The organism is Dyadobacter luteus (assembly GCF_003383615.1).
Lineage (GTDB): Bacteria > Bacteroidota > Bacteroidia > Cytophagales > Spirosomataceae > Dyadobacter > Dyadobacter luteus.
The window spans coordinates 474,347-490,918 of the sequence record NZ_QNUL01000001.1; the positions used below are offsets into that span (position 1 = coordinate 474,347).

The window sequence follows — 16,572 nt, forward strand, 5'->3', positions numbered from 1 at the left end:
AAGACTACAGCCCGAACCCAGAAGGCCCGGGCCTGATCATCAAAACAGACTACACAAGAAAGAAATCTTATTCTCTCACGCTAGAATTTGACCGTTACATTTGCCGAAAAATTTCTTGGCAGCTGAGGGCTGACTACCCCTTGTCCTGTGAAGTACTGCTGGTTGCTCATATTTTCGAATTTGAGTCCTAAGCGATAGCTCCTCGTTTCGTAAAAGGCAGTGCTGTTTAAAAGTGTATATGAAGGAAATGTAAATATTCCGGTTGTTGCCGAGTTGACTGTAACGTGTTCGCTGACGTAATTTCCACCAAAACCCAGCCCTAAACCTTTCAGCTTTCCATTGGTAAGGGAATAACTTAGCCATACATTTACCAGATCAGCCGGACCGGCAGAAGAAGGTCTTCTTCCCTCCAGGGCCTCGCTGGACTTGATCAACTTACTGTTATTATGGGTGTAGCCTCCCACAAAATTCAAGCCCGGAAGCGGATTTGCAAGCAACTCGATCTCTATTCCTTTGCTGCTCTGCGTACCATTCTGGACCGTTATCGGATATTCCATTTGATCTCTGACCAGGCTTTCAACACGTATGGTATTATCGACGGTAATGTCATAGTAGCTTGCCGTGAAACTAACCCGGCTTTTTAGCAGTTCCATTTTGATTCCGCCTTCCAGCTGATTTGCCTGTTGTGGTTTAAACGTCCCTGAGATATCTGGCAATGGCTGTGTTACAGGTGCTACATTGCTAAACCCATTCATGTAATTACCAAATATAGAAACATGATCTTTAACCACCTGGTAAGTCAATCCGAATTTTGGAGAAACAGCAGTCTGTAAATATTTGCTGTTGGGTACAACTTGATTCGTAGCTTGGTTAAACGTCCCTCTGCTATCAAAACGGTCTACCCGCACACTCAGCATAGTTAATAATCTGTCCGTAATGTTCAGAACATTAGAAATATAGGCACTGTAAATATTTCCATTAGTGTAATTTTTGGTCGGGGCATCTTTACTGGCTGTAATTTTTGCCTGGGCTGAAGCGCGAGAAAGCAAGACATATTTAGCAGCTGCGGTAGAGCCACTTATGGTGTCAAACTTAACAATAGGAGAATTGCTGTTATTCGCATTTTGATTTAAATAATCCAGACCAATAACAACCCTGTTTCTTAAAGTTCCGATTCTAAAATCTCCTGTGAAATTCTGCTGAATGCTCGTAGATACCGCCTGAGAGTTCTGTAACTGAACATTTCGTTCCAGTAAATCATCACTTGCATTGCCCCTTACAAACTCATATTGGTACATGCCATCCGTTTTGCGAACATTTCGCGAAAAGCTCGTTTGTGAGGTCCACTCTCCGGAGATTTTATAATCGGCTTTTCCATGCACATTCGATGACGGGGCCTGCAGGGTAATATCATTGCTCGTGTAAGAACGTTTCCAGTCAAAATTCAACTGCTGGGGAGTTCTTGCATAAAACTGGCGGGTACGGCTCAGGAAAACGATCGAAGGATTCGTTCCCTCGTAATTATAAAACTCGGCTCCTACACTAAACCTTAAACGATCATTAACACGATAGTCAATTACAGGAGCAAGAAAGGTGGACTTTCTGAAGCCTGCATCCTGAAAACTATCCCTGTTATGATAAGCCACATTCATTCTTGCCGTAAGTGTTTTACTTTTATTCAGCGCTCCGTAAACATCGGCAGATATACGGTTTAAGTTGAAACTTCCCATCGTGTAGGCAATCTCACCGCCAAATGTATCCATTGGTTTCTTGCTGACAATATTGATCAGTCCACCAAAGGTTGTCAATGCTCCTCCATACAGCGTACCTGACGGCCCTTTGATGACTTCTATTTTTTCGATGTTGGCCAGATCAAACTCGCCATTCGTCTGAGCAGGAATACCGTCAACCATGGATATTCTGGTTGGAAAACCACGCAGATTATAGTAAACGGCACCATCTCCGCTTCGCCCTATGCTTGCCTGCATTTTGATGATGCCGGGCGTATTTCTGAGCCCGTCACTAAGGTCGGTGATTACCTGTTCTGCCAGCAGATCCTTGGAAAGCGAGGAATAAACCTGCGGATTTTCAAGGTTTTTCAAAGGTAATTTTGCTACGAAGTCACTCTCTTTGGAGTTAAATCGGCTCATTTGCGCCTTAATCACCACTTCGTGCAGCGTTTGACTATCCTCTTTAATAAAAACGGGTGGTACCACTGTTGTCTGGTCTGCAGGTATGTCTACCTGAATTTCTATCGGCTCGTAACCAAGGAGGTGGATGATCAGAATTTGTTTGCCTGCAGGCAGGTTTTTTATTGCAAACTCTCCTCTATCATTCGTGATAGTCCCCTTCATCGTCCCCTTTACCTGCACGTTTACAAAATCTGCCGGTTCTCCGTCCGAAGTTTGTACAGAGCCTTTCAGATTTCCCCGGCTTTCACCTTTTACAGGTCTTATGTTGACTTGAGTTCCCTGAACATAAATTCCACGAGCCACATCGCCCAGCAATTCTTTGAGCGCGGCGGATAGGGAAATGTTTTGATAGCGTGCATTGACTTTTCGCTGCGTATCCAAAAGTGTGCTGCTGTAAACAAAAGTACAGCCCGTTTGTTCTTCAAGTACATGAAGGACATCGGCAATTGTCATGGCTTGTACGTCTAATGTAATTTTTTTGTCCAGAATGTGGTTTTGCCCTGTCACAACACCAAAACTGGTAAGAACCACAGCTGCTATCATCCACAAACGGCGTAATTGAGCAAGCCACTTCTGTGAAATTTTTTCTCTGTTTTTGGGTTTCAGTAAAAATCTGCTGCCAGATTGTAAGCAAGAATTCATAATTTTGAAAAAATGGTTATTGTTTCATGCAATGGACTATTTATCCAGGTGCTCTGTCGCCAAACTTACACCTGGGTCTGCGGCTTTTGCCGCTTGCCTCACGGAGACAACCGTGAGGTTTTTTTAAGGAGGCCTTCCTTTGTTATTCATTATCAATAAATTAAAACATCATTGTCGTGGATTTTATATTTAAAGTTCATAGAATAGCCCAGGCTTGCCATCAGACTTTTTAATGTCGGGTTGGCAAATGTGCCCGTGCAACGCCTGATACCTAATTCTGAGGAGCTAACATTGACTTTTATTCCATACCATCGCTCCAGTATGGGTACAATTTCGGTGAGCTGTTGATTGTTGAGTACTAATTTATTTTCCTTCCATCCCGTGTAACCCGCTGCATATACGTTACTTGATTCGAGTTGTCCACTTTGCAAAATTCCTTTTTCATTAGCCGTCAGGATCAGATGTGACTCCTTATTCTCTGTGTCTGAAAAACGCACCTTACCTTCTTGTACGATCAGTGTTGTCATTGGGTCCTCAACGTAGGCTTTGAGACTGAAAGCAGTGCCGAGTACACGAGTTTCGCTATGGCTGGTATGAATCGTAAACGGACGTAAAGAGTCCTTAGCTACCTCAAAAAAGGCTTCACCTGTTAACCAGGCAGTACGTGAGGTGTCGGTAAAGTTTTCCGGATAACGCAGCTCACTACCTGCATTAAGAAAAACAACTGTACCGTCGGGAAGCTCGTATTTTCGGCGCTCTCCGCCGCTTGTCCTTAAAGACTTAAATGCGACAGAAGCAGATTTGGAATCCTGAGGAGAAAACCCACTTTTCCCCGATAAATACCACACACTGAATATTACAGCAATGCAAGCGGCGAAGCTTGTCGGGATCCGTACAATGTGCGCAGTGTTAAATATCAGCGAAACCGGCTCAGGACTTACTTCTTCTCTTAATTCCTCCCATATTTCCCGGATCGCGTCATTTTCTCCGGGTACAGACGGATAAGCTGAATCATTTTCATCAAGCAGTAACCAGTCTTCCACAAGCTTTTCTTCTTGCTTGTTGCAAAGACCAAGTTGGTATTTTTCCAGTAATTCGGGGGTTACCTGCATAGATTTCTATATTGTCGTAATGATATAGTTCCTTAACAAGCATACATCCCTAAAAAGGCCGGGAATATTTTTGGATTATTTTTTTAGTTCCCCCAAAGATTTAGGATTGCTGATAAGGCATGGGCTAAAAATTACCGACAGCAAGGAGCTACAAGAGAAATGTTTATTCAGAAAGCGCGCGACGTAGAAAGGCAATGGTCTTGGTAATATGGTACTCAACCGCTTTTTCGGAAATAAGTAACATCCCCGCGATTTCTTTGTGAGACAACCCCTGATGTCGGCTCAAACGAAATATTTCGCCAGTCTTATCCGGAAGGCTGTCAACAAGTATTTCAATTTGGTCTGAAAGCTGATAGTACATGATGCTATTCTCAGTAGTATTCTCTCCTGTCGTCTGATCATTCAAAAATGACATTACATGTTTTTCACGAACACTTTTGTCCCTAAAGTATTTAAAAATTCTCAGCTTGACCGCTTTCTTAAGGTACTGTTCTATGGGAACGTTTATCTCAACCTGATCCCTTCTTTCCCAAAGAGACTGAAAAATCTCCTGTATAATTTCTTTCGCATCCTCCTGATTTTTGATGTAATAACAACAGAACCGATACAGTTTTCTTGCATGACTCACATACAGCTGCTCAAACGATTTTTCGTCGTTTAAAATAAACTTCTCCTTGTCGTCTGAGGTCATGATTTACTTCGCAGAAATTGAATACGCAAAGTAAATTACAATTTAGACTAGATACAAATAATTAACAGAGGTTGATAAGAAAACTACTTTGATAGCTTTCCCCTACCCTTCTGTATGTCCTGAGCATGTAGGCGGCACTGTTTCAACAGCGTGCCTACATATTAAATGGTCATCTCTTTAACTTGTTGTTTGCTTCCCAGATATTCGACTACGTCAGAAACTATCATCGCAAGCCGCGTATTGGGTTCATTATTATGATCTTTACCACATTTTTCCCAACGCGGACTCAACAATACCGCCGCATGATAAAAAAACTTAAAAGAAGGCTGAGCGAATTGAGGAATGAAAGTGGTGACGGACAGGAGAGTAATGCTACGATCCGGGAAATTGTAGAAAGCAGGCTATAACATGCCTGCTACCAATTTTCCACGCTCAAATTTTGTATTCAGCTTTTTTAACACGACTTTTGCTTCGATTAGAATAAATCTAAATAAGTATTACCTCTAACATCCTAAGCTAAGAGTCTGTGTTCTACGATAGAGAATCATTCCGCCGAATATATGACCTTCATTGGAAGAACGTTTTCGGTATTTGCTACCATCAGACGCAGGACGCAGTTGTTGCCGAAGAGATCGTTCAGGAGATTTTTTGCTCTCTTTGGGAAAGAAGAGAAAGCCTGGAAATAGAAGGTCCTCTGGAAAATTACCTGGCAAGGGCGGCCAAATTCAAGCTTATTGATTATTACAGAAGGAAAGCAAAAGCCCCCATCCATACAGACTCTGCCGCAGCTCTGCCCTGCTACTCCTCCGAAAACTGCACCGAGAATGATGTACTGTACCATGCGCTTTCAGATAAAGTAGGAAATCTGGTCGACCAACTACCTTGTCAATGCAGGATGGTATACAAAATGAGCAGGGAAAAAGGATTGACAACTAAAGAAATTGCCGCCGATCTTTTAATATCAGAGAAAACGGTCAAAAATCATCTCACCAAGGCCCTCAGCTTTCTCAAATCTGAGCTGAAAGAATATCAATAGCAGACCTCTAAAAATTTTGATAAAAATTTCGGATTACAACTAGGACCAACAGAGCTTTCTCACGACTGCCTTACGATCGCACATTCGTAATGTACTGCCATGAAGATAACAGCCGAACTTTTGGAGAAATATGCAGAAGGACTTTGCTCATCAGAGGAGAGACTTGCTGTCGAGAAATGGCTGGATAATGCCGAAGCAGAAGTAAGTTTCCCTTCTGAGCAGGATATCCCATTGCATCAAGCCAGAATATGGCAAAAAGTCGGACAGCATGTGTATGATCACCAGTTACATACAAAGCAAATACATGCGTTTTGGAAACCCTGGATGGTGGCTGCTACTGTACTTGTGGCATGCGCTCTCTCGTTTTTCTTATTCAAAAGACAGTATGAGAGCAAACCTCTGTTAACAAAGCATGTCGCAAATATCCAGTACCAGAGGATCAAAACAGCAAAGGGCGAAAAAAGAGCCATAAGACTTTCTGACGGAACAGAAATTTATCTTAACGCCGACAGTGAAATTCATTTTCCTGCCAGGTTTTCAGATACAAGCAGACAGGTTATACTTTCCGGTGAGGCTTATTTTGCTGTAGCAAAAGATGCCAAAAGACCTTTCGTAGTCCGCACTTCACAAACCAGCGTTCGGGTACTGGGAACTGTTTTCAGCTTAAAGGCTTATGCAGAACACACCACCACACTTGTTGTGAAGGAAGGAAAGGTGCAGTTCTCAGCCCTATCCGGGAATCAGGGTGGAGGACACCTGATACTAACTGCAAATCAACGTGGTCAATTCGATGTATCTACCGGATTAAAAAAAGATAACGTTTATGCTAACCGTTATTTAGCATGGAAGGATAACAAACTCATTTTTGATAATGAAAGTATGAAAAACGCAGCTCTTACTTTGGAGCGCTGGTACAATATCGAAGTGAATAAAATTCCGGAACACATTGCCCGCCAGCATTACACAGGGGAATTTGAAGGACAATCGCTGGAATATGTACTTGAAAGGATGAGCTACGTAATGCAGTTTAAATATACAATTAATAAAAAAAACGTAACCATATATTAATGCACAAAACGTATTAGAACCATAAAAGGCCGGTGCTCCATCGCCAAACTTTGCACCGGACCTATGGAAAACAACCGTTTCACTGATTATTTAACCATTTGTTTCAAATTTATGTACTCTTTGCCAAAAAGCCACTTAAAATGGCTAAACCTGTTTTTTTATCTGCTTTTTCTTGTACCATTCGTGTCCCGTGCCCAATCGCCAACGCTTAACCGAATTATCTCAATAAACCTGGAAAATGTCCGTCTGGCAGATGCACTTCATGCGATAGCCGATCAGGCAGGCTGCAGCGTTTCCTACAACAATAGTAAAATTGAGTCGGACCGGCGGGTAACAATCAATTATAAAGACATTTCAGTGGGCGAAGCTTTTTCGCGCTTGCTGGGAAATACGCTCAAAAAGGCACAGGTCAGCGACAAACAGATTTTTCTTCAGATACAGACAGACACCAAGGGAGCCTTGAAGGGCATTATAAAAACTTCTGACAGTAAGCCTGCAGAATTTGTGAACCTTTCGGTGAAGGGAACCGGAAAAGGTTCACAAACGGATGAAAATGGAGAATTCCTTATCCGGAATATCCCTGCCGGTTCTAATACCCTTATAATTCAATATCTTGGTTATGAAGCGATGGAACAAAATGTGGAAGTAACTCACGATCAGACCTTGACATTGCCTGTCATTTTTTTGAAAGAAGACAGTAAAACGCTTCAAGAGGTCATAGTCAATGGCAGCCCTAATAAATTTGCCAACAAAGAATCTGACTACATAGCCAGAATGCCGCTGAAAAACCTTGAAAACCCGCAGGTTTACAGCGTAGTCGGTATCAAGCTGATTAAAGAGCAGTTGTCTGTCGGCCTGACAGATGTAATCCGAAATGCGCCGGGTGCTGTTCCTGTAATCAACCCTTCCGGTGGTTTCAATGCTTTTCTGAGAGGTTTCGGGATAGGAATCAATGCCAGAAACGGTATGGAATCTGCTTCGGAGCGTTCCTCATTGGATATTGGCAATGTGGAACGCATTGAAATACTCAAAGGCCCTTCGGCTACGCTATTCGGATCTTCGGTTTCGTCTTATGGCGGGGTGGTAAACCTTGTGACCAAAAAGCCATTTGAAACATCCAGGACAGAAATATCATATGCTACCGGCAGTTATGGTTTAAACCGGATTACGGCAGATGTCAATACACCTTTGAATAAACAAAAAACGGTGCTGATGCGAACCAATATTGCCCTGCACAAAGAAAGAAGTTTTCTGGACTACGGCTTCAACAACAAGTTTCTGATTGCTAGCAGCTTGTCTTATCACGCCAGCACCAGACTCACATTGAATGTGGATGCAGAATTTCTGAAGGTTAACAATACACAGCCTATGAATTTTATCATCGGCTCTCCTTTGATAAAAAGCCCTAAGGATTTTCGCCTGGATTTTCGCAGATCTTTATATCACGACAACACGGACGTAAAAAATTCCGCAACCAGGCTATTTGCTGAAGTTATCTATAAACTCTCTGACAACTTTAAATCCACTACCCTGTTTTCTTATGTTGAGGAGAATGTGGACCATAGCTACCAGCGTCCGGTCATCTGGGCCTCCCCCGCTGTTGTGGTAAGGGCGTCTTCTGTTTACGGGCCACTTTACAATGCTTACAGCAATCTGCAGCATAATGTCAACGGCAAATTCTCAACAGGGAATGTAAAGCATAACATCCTGATGGGTGCCAACTACAGATATTACAACGGGAAGTTTCTTTTCTCCGAAGCAAATATGATTGATACAATCAATGTAACGGAAAATTTCAGCCCCGTAATTAAACAAAACATCGACAGGACCGTCAGCTTTGAACCCTATCCTACCGCAGATCAACATACATTGAGTGCCTATTTTTCAGATGTGATCAATTTCACAGACCGCTTCTCTGTTATGCTGGGACTCAGAATCGATCATTTTAACAGTAAAGAAATCAAAGGAACACAGGAAGGATTTGAACAAACATCCCTGGCTCCAAAATTAGGAGTTGTGTACCAAATCCTGAGAAACAGACTGTCTGCCTTCGCCAACTACATGAGCGGATTTCAGAACATTGCGCCGGTGCTTCAGCCTGACGGAACCAGACTTATTTTAGATCCTCAATTTGCCAACCAGGCCGAAGGCGGTGTGAAAGCGGAGTTTTTTGATAAAAAGCTCACGGCGTCTGTAAGTTACTATCACATCCTGATTGACAATGCGACCAGGGTGGATGCGGATATGTTTACTGTACAGGATGGAAAACAGGTAAGCAAAGGTGCCGAGTTCGAACTGATCACCCAGCCGGTAAGAGGACTGAACATTGTGGCCGGTTATGCCTTTAACGATAACCGTATCAAAAAAGCATCTAACCCGGCAATTGAAGGAAACAAAGCCGCCAACGCGCCCGAAAACGTTGCGAATGTATGGACATCCTACACTTTTCAGCGTACGCTTAAAGGGTTGGGTCTTGGAGCCGGCCTTAATTATGTTGATAAGATTTACAGAGCAACCAACAACAGTTTCGCCGTTCCTGCTTACACCATTCTCGGTGCCACAGCCTTTTATAATCAGGAAAAATGGGGTATCAACGTCAAGGTGAACAATCTAACTAACGTAAGATACTGGGACAGCTGGGGAAATGCCCAGGCTCCTGCCAATTTTGCTGCAAATCTGACATTTAGATTCTAGTCTTCCTGTCAGAAGGGAAATAAGTCTTGTAGTCGGATTTGTTTCCCTTTTGATATCGTCAACATGTTCTGAAAATGAATGTAAAGAAATTAACAGGCAAGATCCATCTCTGGCTTGGGCTGGTATCGGGGATTATTGTTTTCATTTTGGGGATCACAGGTTGTATCTATGTATTCATAGATGAAATTAAGCCTCTGCTGTATGCAGACAAGTATTTCATTCAATCTCCCGGACGAAAAGGTCTCCCTCTAAGTCAGACGCTCCAGGCAGCACAGGATAGCTATGGAGCTGATAAGCCTGTATCGGCCGTTGAGATTTATAATTCGGAAGACAGATCTTTGCGCTTCAGGGCTTATAAGGAAAGCGGCGATCCCGGTATTTGGTACTGGGATCGGAAGGAGTATTACGAATCAATCTTTATCAATCCATATTCCGGTCAGGTAATTGCTACCGAAAATTCTGAGTTTGAGTTTTTCAGGATTATACTTTATTTACACTGGAGCCTGCTGCTGAGCAATGAGATCGGGCAGCCAATCACAGGCATTGCCACGCTGATTTTTGTCATCTCGCTGGTCACTGGTTTGATTCTCTGGAAACCCAAAAACAAGAGTGCAGCCCGGCAGCGTTACTGGTTCCGGTGGAAAAGCACTACGAAATGGAGAAGAAAAAACTATGACCTTCACAATATCCCCGGGTTCTATTCGATGGCATTCATGCTTATAATCGGGCTAACCGGTATGGTATTTGCCTTTTCTTGGTTTGACGCCAGCGTACAGTGGATTGCAAACGCCGGTAAAAGTTATCCTGCAAAGGCACCTGTTTTTTCAGATACGTCTCAGAGTAAAATTGATTTGCCCATAGATGTAGTATTCTCCAGTGTAAGGCGAAAACATCCTCATGCAGAAGGTTATCACATCTATTTTCCGGTAAGCAGGCAGGGCGTATTCAATGTGTTGGTCAGAAACGGACAGACATATAATCAGGTCATAGAGCAGTATGATCAGTACACGGGTAAATTGTTGAAGACACACTACTTTACAGACAAGAATCCGGGCGAAAAACTCAGAGGTCTCAACTATGAAATACACACGGGCAGCATACTAGGACTGCCTGGTAAGATTCTGGCCTTTTTTGCAAGTCTGATCGCCGCCAGTTTGCCTGTGTCGGGTTTGCTTATCTGGCGGGGCAGGCGTAAAAGCGCCCCGAAAACACTATACTGAATTATGGGATTGACAACACCCACAGATGAGGCTACAAAGGCCACTTTATGATTGTTGAATTTTGCAGTGCAATTCAGCAATCATAAAGAAGATAAAATTGAATATTGTCATTACAGGCTCGTTGGGTAACATAGGAAAACCATTAACTTATCAATTGTTACATAGAGGACACTCGATAACCGTCATCAGCAGTCAAGCTGACAGAAAAAATAGCATTGAGGATCTGGGAGCCAAAGCAGCAATTGGCTCCATACATGATACGGATTTTCTGACACTGACCTTTAAAGGCACAGACGTTGTATATCTTATCGAAGTGATTGATCCTGCCGATTTTTTTGACCCGGCTACAGATGTTATCAAATCCTATTCGGCAATCGCAGCTAACTACAAGCAGGCGGTAACTGCCGCAAACGTGAAAAAAGTGATTCACCTGAGTAGCATTGGTGCACACACTACTGAAGGAAATGGTGTGCCTCGCTGATTGCCGTTTATGCATACAGGTCACCTCCTATCGCAATGGTGGTCAGCCAGAGAATCAGTCTTTCACAAACTTAATTCCGTGGCTATTACCATTACCGTCTTCTACAGAAAGAAGATAAGTACCTTTGTCCAGGTTGCTGATGTCAATGGTCAGACCATTATCCGTATTTTTGGCAAACTGGTCCATCAGCCTACTTTTAGCATCCATACCTACAATCTTCAAATGTAGATCACTGCCAAAATTCTTGGGAACTTTCAGGTTTAACTTTGTATTTGCAGGATTTGGAAACAATATAAGAGAGTCTTTATTTGTAAAGCTGACGGCCACAATCCGGGAGTTTTCAGACTTACCATCAAAATCGACTTGCTTAAGCCTGTAATAACTGATTGGATGGGCCTGTGGTGACGGATCGCTGAATGTGTATTGAACTGGCTTATCGGAATCCCCGCGACCTGCTACTTTACCAATTGCATGAAAGGCCACCGCATCTGCACTTTTTTCTACAACAAATTCTTTATTACTAGATTCAGAAGCCGTTTTCCAGCGTAAAACTGTAGCTAAATTGACCTGCTCCGCATCGAATGAAATCAATGTAACGGGCAATGCAGCATCTCTCAAATGGATGATCATAACATCCTTTGGGGGAATAGTGAGAGACAAAATCCCTTGTACCGTTGCAGCCATTGCCTTCGCCGACGGATCTGCTCTGCTAAAAAGCTCCTCAGATAAATAGTTCGTTTGTCCATTCAGTCCGGCCCTGGCAAGGTCTATTGAAAAAACTTTGGTTTCTGCTCCATAATTAAAAACAGCCAGGTAATGATCTCCACCGACTGTTTGGATAAAAAGTGCATTAGGATCCCAGCCCGTATTGCCTTCTACGGGCCGGAAAGCTTTTCCGTTTTTTGCTAACTCGAGCAAGCCAGCATTTTGTAAAAGCGTTTGCGATGTGGTTTTCCAGATTCCATCAGTTGAATAATCATCTCCTGTAATAATGGTTCCTGTTACAATGGAAGAAGCAAGCCTTGCACGGTTTTCACCGGCAGTTTGGGTTCCGAAAACAATGTGATCTGCATCAATGTATTGGTATATCTGGTTTTGCCACCAGCCATAATTAGTGCTATTGAGTGTATAAGCCGTTTCGCTGATATCCTTGTACGCGTCGCAGGCTATCCGCCGCATGTGCACGTAACGCCCTGTAGCAAGGCTGGGCGAAATTGCAGCATATACCAGCATGGATCCGTCCAGTTGATCTGTCAGATATTCCATACCCACTTTGTATGCTTCCATGCCTGTGTGAATATCGGATTGGTAAAATCCATCCGCTTCCAGTGAAGCATGTGCCAAGAAGTCTATCTTGATCATTTCAAAGCCACACGCCTTAAATTTCCCTATTAAATAAGCAATTCTTGCTTTTGTGGCCGGGTGTGTAGGATCCAGTGCATAAGCGCCGTCCAGATCAATCGGTGCACCGTTCACTTTGGTCCAAACCTCCTCATAATTGTAGGAACTGCCTTCCATTTGCCGGTTCGTTTTGCCCCAATCCACAAACGGTGCCCAGTATATACCTGGTTTCAGACCTTTCGTTTTACAATAATCAGCAAACTCAGTAAGTTGACTAAAATCACCTGTTAAGCCACCAGGAGTGAGGTTATCCCAGTAAGAATCGAGATCAATGAAAAGGGTATTATCTCCATTTCGGAATGTTGGAACCTGATCTGCAAAGTAATCCACTACCGCTTTTGCTTTCGGAAGGTTCAGATCCGCCTGAATAGCGCCCCAGCTGTTCCAACCAAAAGGAGTGCCGCCGGTCCAATCAAAAATATACCTTGGCTCTGCCAGTGCGTTTGCTTTTCCATATTCTTCAAAACCATTACGCCAGTCATTGTAATAGCCCACCAATATCCGAGGTGATTTGCAACTTTGCTTTCCTATACCAACCCAACCATGACCTCTCTTGTCTCGTGTCACATTTTCGCTCGTCCAGCCGGCTACGACGGAGATAAATGAAGTTCCGGTGCGCCCTTCGCCTGCGAGGTTCACGCCTGTTTTCCATACTTGATGCTCTACGGAACCTATGATTAAGCCTTTACGGCTGGTATTATCGTAAATCGCTCCTGCTTCTGATGAAGTAAAATTCGCATAGCCAATTTCCTTCGCTTCATAACGAATCCATTTATCATTGTCGAAAGGAACAAAAAGTGCCCGCCTGTCCCCATTCGATTGAATATCAACCGCATTGGACGTGATCGGCGTCATTTTGTAAGAATTTGAACCGGAACCATTGAGTATCAATTCCGTATAAAAATGGTCTTTCCCTGAATATGTATAAAAAACCTGCTGCATTTCCAGCTGACCGCTGCCCGTGAGCGTGATTACGTGCCTGGTTCCCGCACCAAACTCATCGCTAATCGCGGCTGATGAATATACCCGACTGCTGTAACCAGATGTACTGTTGGCAACAGAATTGGAATGTGCCGTTGCAAAAACCTCTCCGACCGTTTTTACATTGTTGAAATACACATCATAGGTGCCGTTGTTCAGATCGTAATTGATCTTGTTATTGGTACCAAATGCGATGGTTTGGATATTGGGCGCATTCAGTGGTATCAAGGTTATTTTATCAACATTCGGCCCGTAACCAAATGTATTATCGAGCTTGATTGCATTGCTTCCCGCGTTCAGTGTCACATTCACACCGATTGTCACAACTGTCGACCAACCTCCGGAAGCTGGGCAGGTTACTGCGATCAAATCATCCGCATTGGGCGTCACGTTGATCGTTCGCTGATCGCTGGTGCAGTAGGAAAGCAGCAGCTTGTAAGTCCCCGCTGCGGCCACATTCACAGGAATCGTAACCGAACCACCGCCTAGGTTCCCAATCATTTTTTGTCCCGAACAGGATTCACAATCCTGAATATCCGCACCACCTGCAATGGCACCAGACTCAGCTTCAAAACTTTGTGAAAAGGACTGAAATGAAACAAATGTGAGCAGACAAGCAACCAGCCGTAACTGGTTCAACTTCCTGATATTATCAAAATAACTAAACATAATCAATTCATTTTTCGCGGGTTGATGTAATTTCCTTTTTCTCTCCATTAATCTTCACCAGCACTTTTCGAGGATCTTTCGATGTAATCTTGTAGGTAGTTATTTTACCATCCTTCCATGCAAAATTCACCGTAAAATTGCCTCGTGCTTTCAGTCCTTTCACTTCGCCCGACGCTTTCCAGGAATCCGGGATTGCGGGTAATACATCAATATAACCATCATGACTCTGGATCAGCATTTCGGCGATCCCGGCTGTGCCCCCAAAGTTGCCGTCGATCTGGAAAGGTGGGCCAGCCGAGAGCAGATTGGGATATACTCCTCCCCCTCCTCCATAATTGATGTTTGTTTGCAAGGTCGGCATAAGCAATTCCCTTAGTAGCTTGTCAGCCCTGTTACCGTCACCTAATCGGGCCCAAAATAGTAGCTTGTAAGCCTTTGACCAACCAGGACTGTCGTCGCCGCGTACTTCCAGCGTAGCAGCTGAGGCTGTTGCCAGTTCGGGTGTTTTTTCAGGAGTAATCAACCCAGCAGGATAAAGTCCGTACAGATGCGAAATGTGACGGTGTTTGGGATCTGTTTCCTTATACTCCTCCAACCACTCCATCAGTCTGCCGTCGCTTCCCACAACGCCGGGAGGCGGCAGTTCTTTCAGTTTGTTTTCAAGAAGTTTTTTAAAATCCGAATCCGTGCCCAGCACTTCGCATGCGGTGATCACATTGGTAAAAAGCTCACGGGTGATCTGGTTATCAATAGTGGGTCCCATACAAATTGACGCAGTTTTTCCGTTAGGCAGGTAAAATGAATTTTCAGGAGAAACAGATGGGGCGGTAACCAGCCAGCCTGTTTTTGAATCCCTGATCAAGGCGCTACTATAAAATTCAGCTGAACCTTTAAGTATAGGGTAAATGTCCCTGAGATAATTTTTATCATTTGTGAATGCATAGTGCTCCCACAAATTATTGCAAATCCAGCCCGAACCTGCATTGCTTGCACCCCAGGAAGCTTCCTCTCCCGGAGCGGTATAACCCCATACATTCGTGATTACGTGTGCAACCCAACCATTGGCCTTATAATAAGCCTTAGCCGTTTTTTCTCCATCTTTTACCATGCCTTTCACCAGATCGGCCAACGGCAAATTGAGTTCAGATAGATTGGCTACCTCAACCGGCCAGTGGTTCATCTGCACATTCACGTCCAAATGATAATCCCCATTCCACGGTGTTTGGATCTGGTTCGCCCACAGTCCCTGCAAGTTCGGTGGCAGTAATCCTACGCGTGTGCTGCTGATGCTCAGATACCGGCCAAACTGGAAGAATAAAACTGGCAGCTCATTATCTGATCCGGGATTTTTATGAAACGCAGCAAGCCGCTGATCGGTCGGCATTTGATCGCCTTTGGACCCGCCAAGATGCATTGTTGCACGGTTGTACAATTTCTGGAAGTTTGCTATATGCGTTTGTTTCTGAACAGTGTAAGATTTTTTCAATGCGACATCAATCAGCCTCTGCGTCTCCGATTCAAAGTTTTTGGTTTTAAAATCGGTACCTGCTGAAAAGTAAAGGATAATTTCATCTGCATCAGAAATCACAATTTGTTTTCCTGAAGTAACTATTTTCCCGCCTTTCACCTGCGGCTTAATCTTGGTCAGATACTTCATTCCTTTTCCATCGGTCCCATTGTTCAGCTGCCCCGACATTTCGAGCACATTGTTCTTTACAACGGTCTGAAAACGTTCGGGGCGGTCCAGTGAAAGGCGTAAATTGAGATGACCAGGTTTATCGGCAGAAATTTTGATGATACCCACATCATCACCAAAACTTGTAAAATACTCTCGCTTGTAGGTCACACCATTGACTGTGTATACCAAACCGGAAACAGCATTATTGAGAGACAACTCACGCTTATAACGCTGAAACTGAACCTTTGAAGAGTCAATACCTTTGTACGAAAAATTCATGTGCAGATTTCCTAACACCTGATAACATCCAAAAGGAACATTGGCCCCATCTCCGTGTCCTGAGCCTTCCCCTTTTGCCACAAAATTCTGATTAACCAACTGCTGAGCCTCATCGTTTTTTCCATCCAAAAGCAATTTCCGGATCTCAGGCAGACTTTTGTGAGCCTCATAATTGTTCGCATCCTGTGGCGCTCCTGACCACAACGTGATATCATTGAGCGTAATATTTTCGCTCAACACCCCGCCGTCGTTCATCATCCCCAGCCGCCCATTCCCCACAGGAATCGTCTCTTCCCATTGAGCAGCCGGTTTATCGTACCAGATACGCAAGTTGGTTTGTTGCGAAAAGCAGCCAGTAATTGATAAAAGACTCAGGATGGTTGTTAATAGTAGGTTATTTCTCATGGATATAGGTTTGGTACTTCACC

At 43.7% G+C, this 16,572-nt stretch carries 10 protein-coding genes; 5 read left to right on the top strand and 5 right to left on the bottom strand.

Annotated elements, in window-relative coordinates; translation table 11 throughout:
• Nucleotides 1-80 precede the first annotated feature (80 nt).
• From DSL64_RS01890 to DSL64_RS01900, 3 genes are all read right to left on the bottom strand, one after another.
• Nucleotides 81-2,834 carry a TonB-dependent receptor gene (locus tag DSL64_RS01890; RefSeq protein ID WP_115828932.1) on the bottom strand — a complete coding sequence of 918 codons (2,754 nt, stop codon included), beginning with the start codon at nt 2,832-2,834 and terminating at the stop codon, nt 81-83.
• A gap of 152 nt (nt 2,835-2,986) precedes the next feature.
• The gene (locus DSL64_RS01895) at nt 2,987-3,946 is read right to left on the bottom strand and encodes a FecR domain-containing protein (protein ID WP_115828933.1); all 960 of its coding nucleotides are present in this window, start codon (nt 3,944-3,946) and stop codon (nt 2,987-2,989) included.
• A 163-nt stretch (nt 3,947-4,109) separates the two neighbouring features.
• On the bottom strand, nt 4,110-4,637 hold the full coding sequence (locus tag DSL64_RS01900) for an RNA polymerase sigma-70 factor (RefSeq protein WP_115828934.1): 528 nt from the start codon (nt 4,635-4,637) through the stop codon (nt 4,110-4,112).
• 526 nt (nt 4,638-5,163) lie between these two features.
• Between DSL64_RS01900 and DSL64_RS01905 the strand changes: the two genes are divergently transcribed.
• From DSL64_RS01905 to DSL64_RS01925, 5 genes are all read left to right on the top strand, one after another.
• On the top strand, nt 5,164-5,673 hold the full coding sequence (locus DSL64_RS01905; protein ID WP_115828935.1) for an RNA polymerase sigma-70 factor: 510 nt from the start codon (nt 5,164-5,166) through the stop codon (nt 5,671-5,673).
• A 99-nt stretch (nt 5,674-5,772) separates the two neighbouring features.
• Nucleotides 5,773-6,741 (top strand): FecR family protein, encoded by a 969-nt coding sequence (locus DSL64_RS01910; protein ID WP_115828936.1) that lies wholly within the window; start codon nt 5,773-5,775, stop codon nt 6,739-6,741.
• A 111-nt stretch (nt 6,742-6,852) separates the two neighbouring features.
• Complete coding sequence (locus DSL64_RS01915; RefSeq protein ID WP_158547843.1) at nt 6,853-9,435, top strand: TonB-dependent receptor; 2,583 nt, start codon at nt 6,853-6,855, stop codon at nt 9,433-9,435.
• A gap of 74 nt (nt 9,436-9,509) precedes the next feature.
• Entirely contained in the window at nt 9,510-10,655 is a 1,146-nt protein-coding gene (locus DSL64_RS01920) for a PepSY-associated TM helix domain-containing protein (RefSeq protein ID WP_115828938.1), read from the top strand.
• A 97-nt stretch (nt 10,656-10,752) separates the two neighbouring features.
• Nucleotides 10,753-11,136, top strand: a complete 384-nt coding sequence (locus DSL64_RS01925) for an SDR family oxidoreductase (protein WP_115828939.1) — start codon at nt 10,753-10,755, stop codon at nt 11,134-11,136.
• A 54-nt stretch (nt 11,137-11,190) separates the two neighbouring features.
• Here DSL64_RS01925 and DSL64_RS01930 read toward each other — a convergent pair whose 3' ends face one another.
• Nucleotides 11,191-14,187, bottom strand: coding sequence for a T9SS type A sorting domain-containing protein (locus DSL64_RS01930; RefSeq protein ID WP_158547844.1), 2,997 nt, complete (start codon nt 14,185-14,187; stop codon nt 11,191-11,193).
• 7 nt (nt 14,188-14,194) lie between these two features.
• The gene (locus DSL64_RS01935) at nt 14,195-16,549 is read right to left on the bottom strand and encodes a glycoside hydrolase family 95 protein (protein ID WP_115828941.1); all 2,355 of its coding nucleotides are present in this window, start codon (nt 16,547-16,549) and stop codon (nt 14,195-14,197) included.
• Nucleotides 16,550-16,572 lie beyond the last annotated feature (23 nt).

Excerpts from the sequence above, each read along its gene's own strand:
- DSL64_RS01890 (WP_115828932.1), bottom strand. The coding sequence starts at position 2,834 with ATGAATTCTTGCTTACAATCTGGCAGCAGATTTTTACTGAAACCCAAA.
- DSL64_RS01930 (WP_158547844.1), bottom strand. The coding sequence starts at position 14,187 with ATGTTTAGTTATTTTGATAATATCAGGAAGTTGAACCAGTTACGGCTG.
- DSL64_RS01900 (WP_115828934.1), bottom strand. The coding sequence starts at position 4,637 with ATGACCTCAGACGACAAGGAGAAGTTTATTTTAAACGACGAAAAATCG.
- DSL64_RS01935 (WP_115828941.1), bottom strand. The coding sequence starts at position 16,549 with ATGAGAAATAACCTACTATTAACAACCATCCTGAGTCTTTTATCAATT.
- DSL64_RS01915 (WP_158547843.1), top strand. The coding sequence starts at position 6,853 with ATGTACTCTTTGCCAAAAAGCCACTTAAAATGGCTAAACCTGTTTTTT.
- DSL64_RS01920 (WP_115828938.1), top strand. The coding sequence starts at position 9,510 with ATGAATGTAAAGAAATTAACAGGCAAGATCCATCTCTGGCTTGGGCTG.
- DSL64_RS01895 (WP_115828933.1), bottom strand. The coding sequence starts at position 3,946 with ATGCAGGTAACCCCCGAATTACTGGAAAAATACCAACTTGGTCTTTGC.
- DSL64_RS01910 (WP_115828936.1), top strand. The coding sequence starts at position 5,773 with ATGAAGATAACAGCCGAACTTTTGGAGAAATATGCAGAAGGACTTTGC.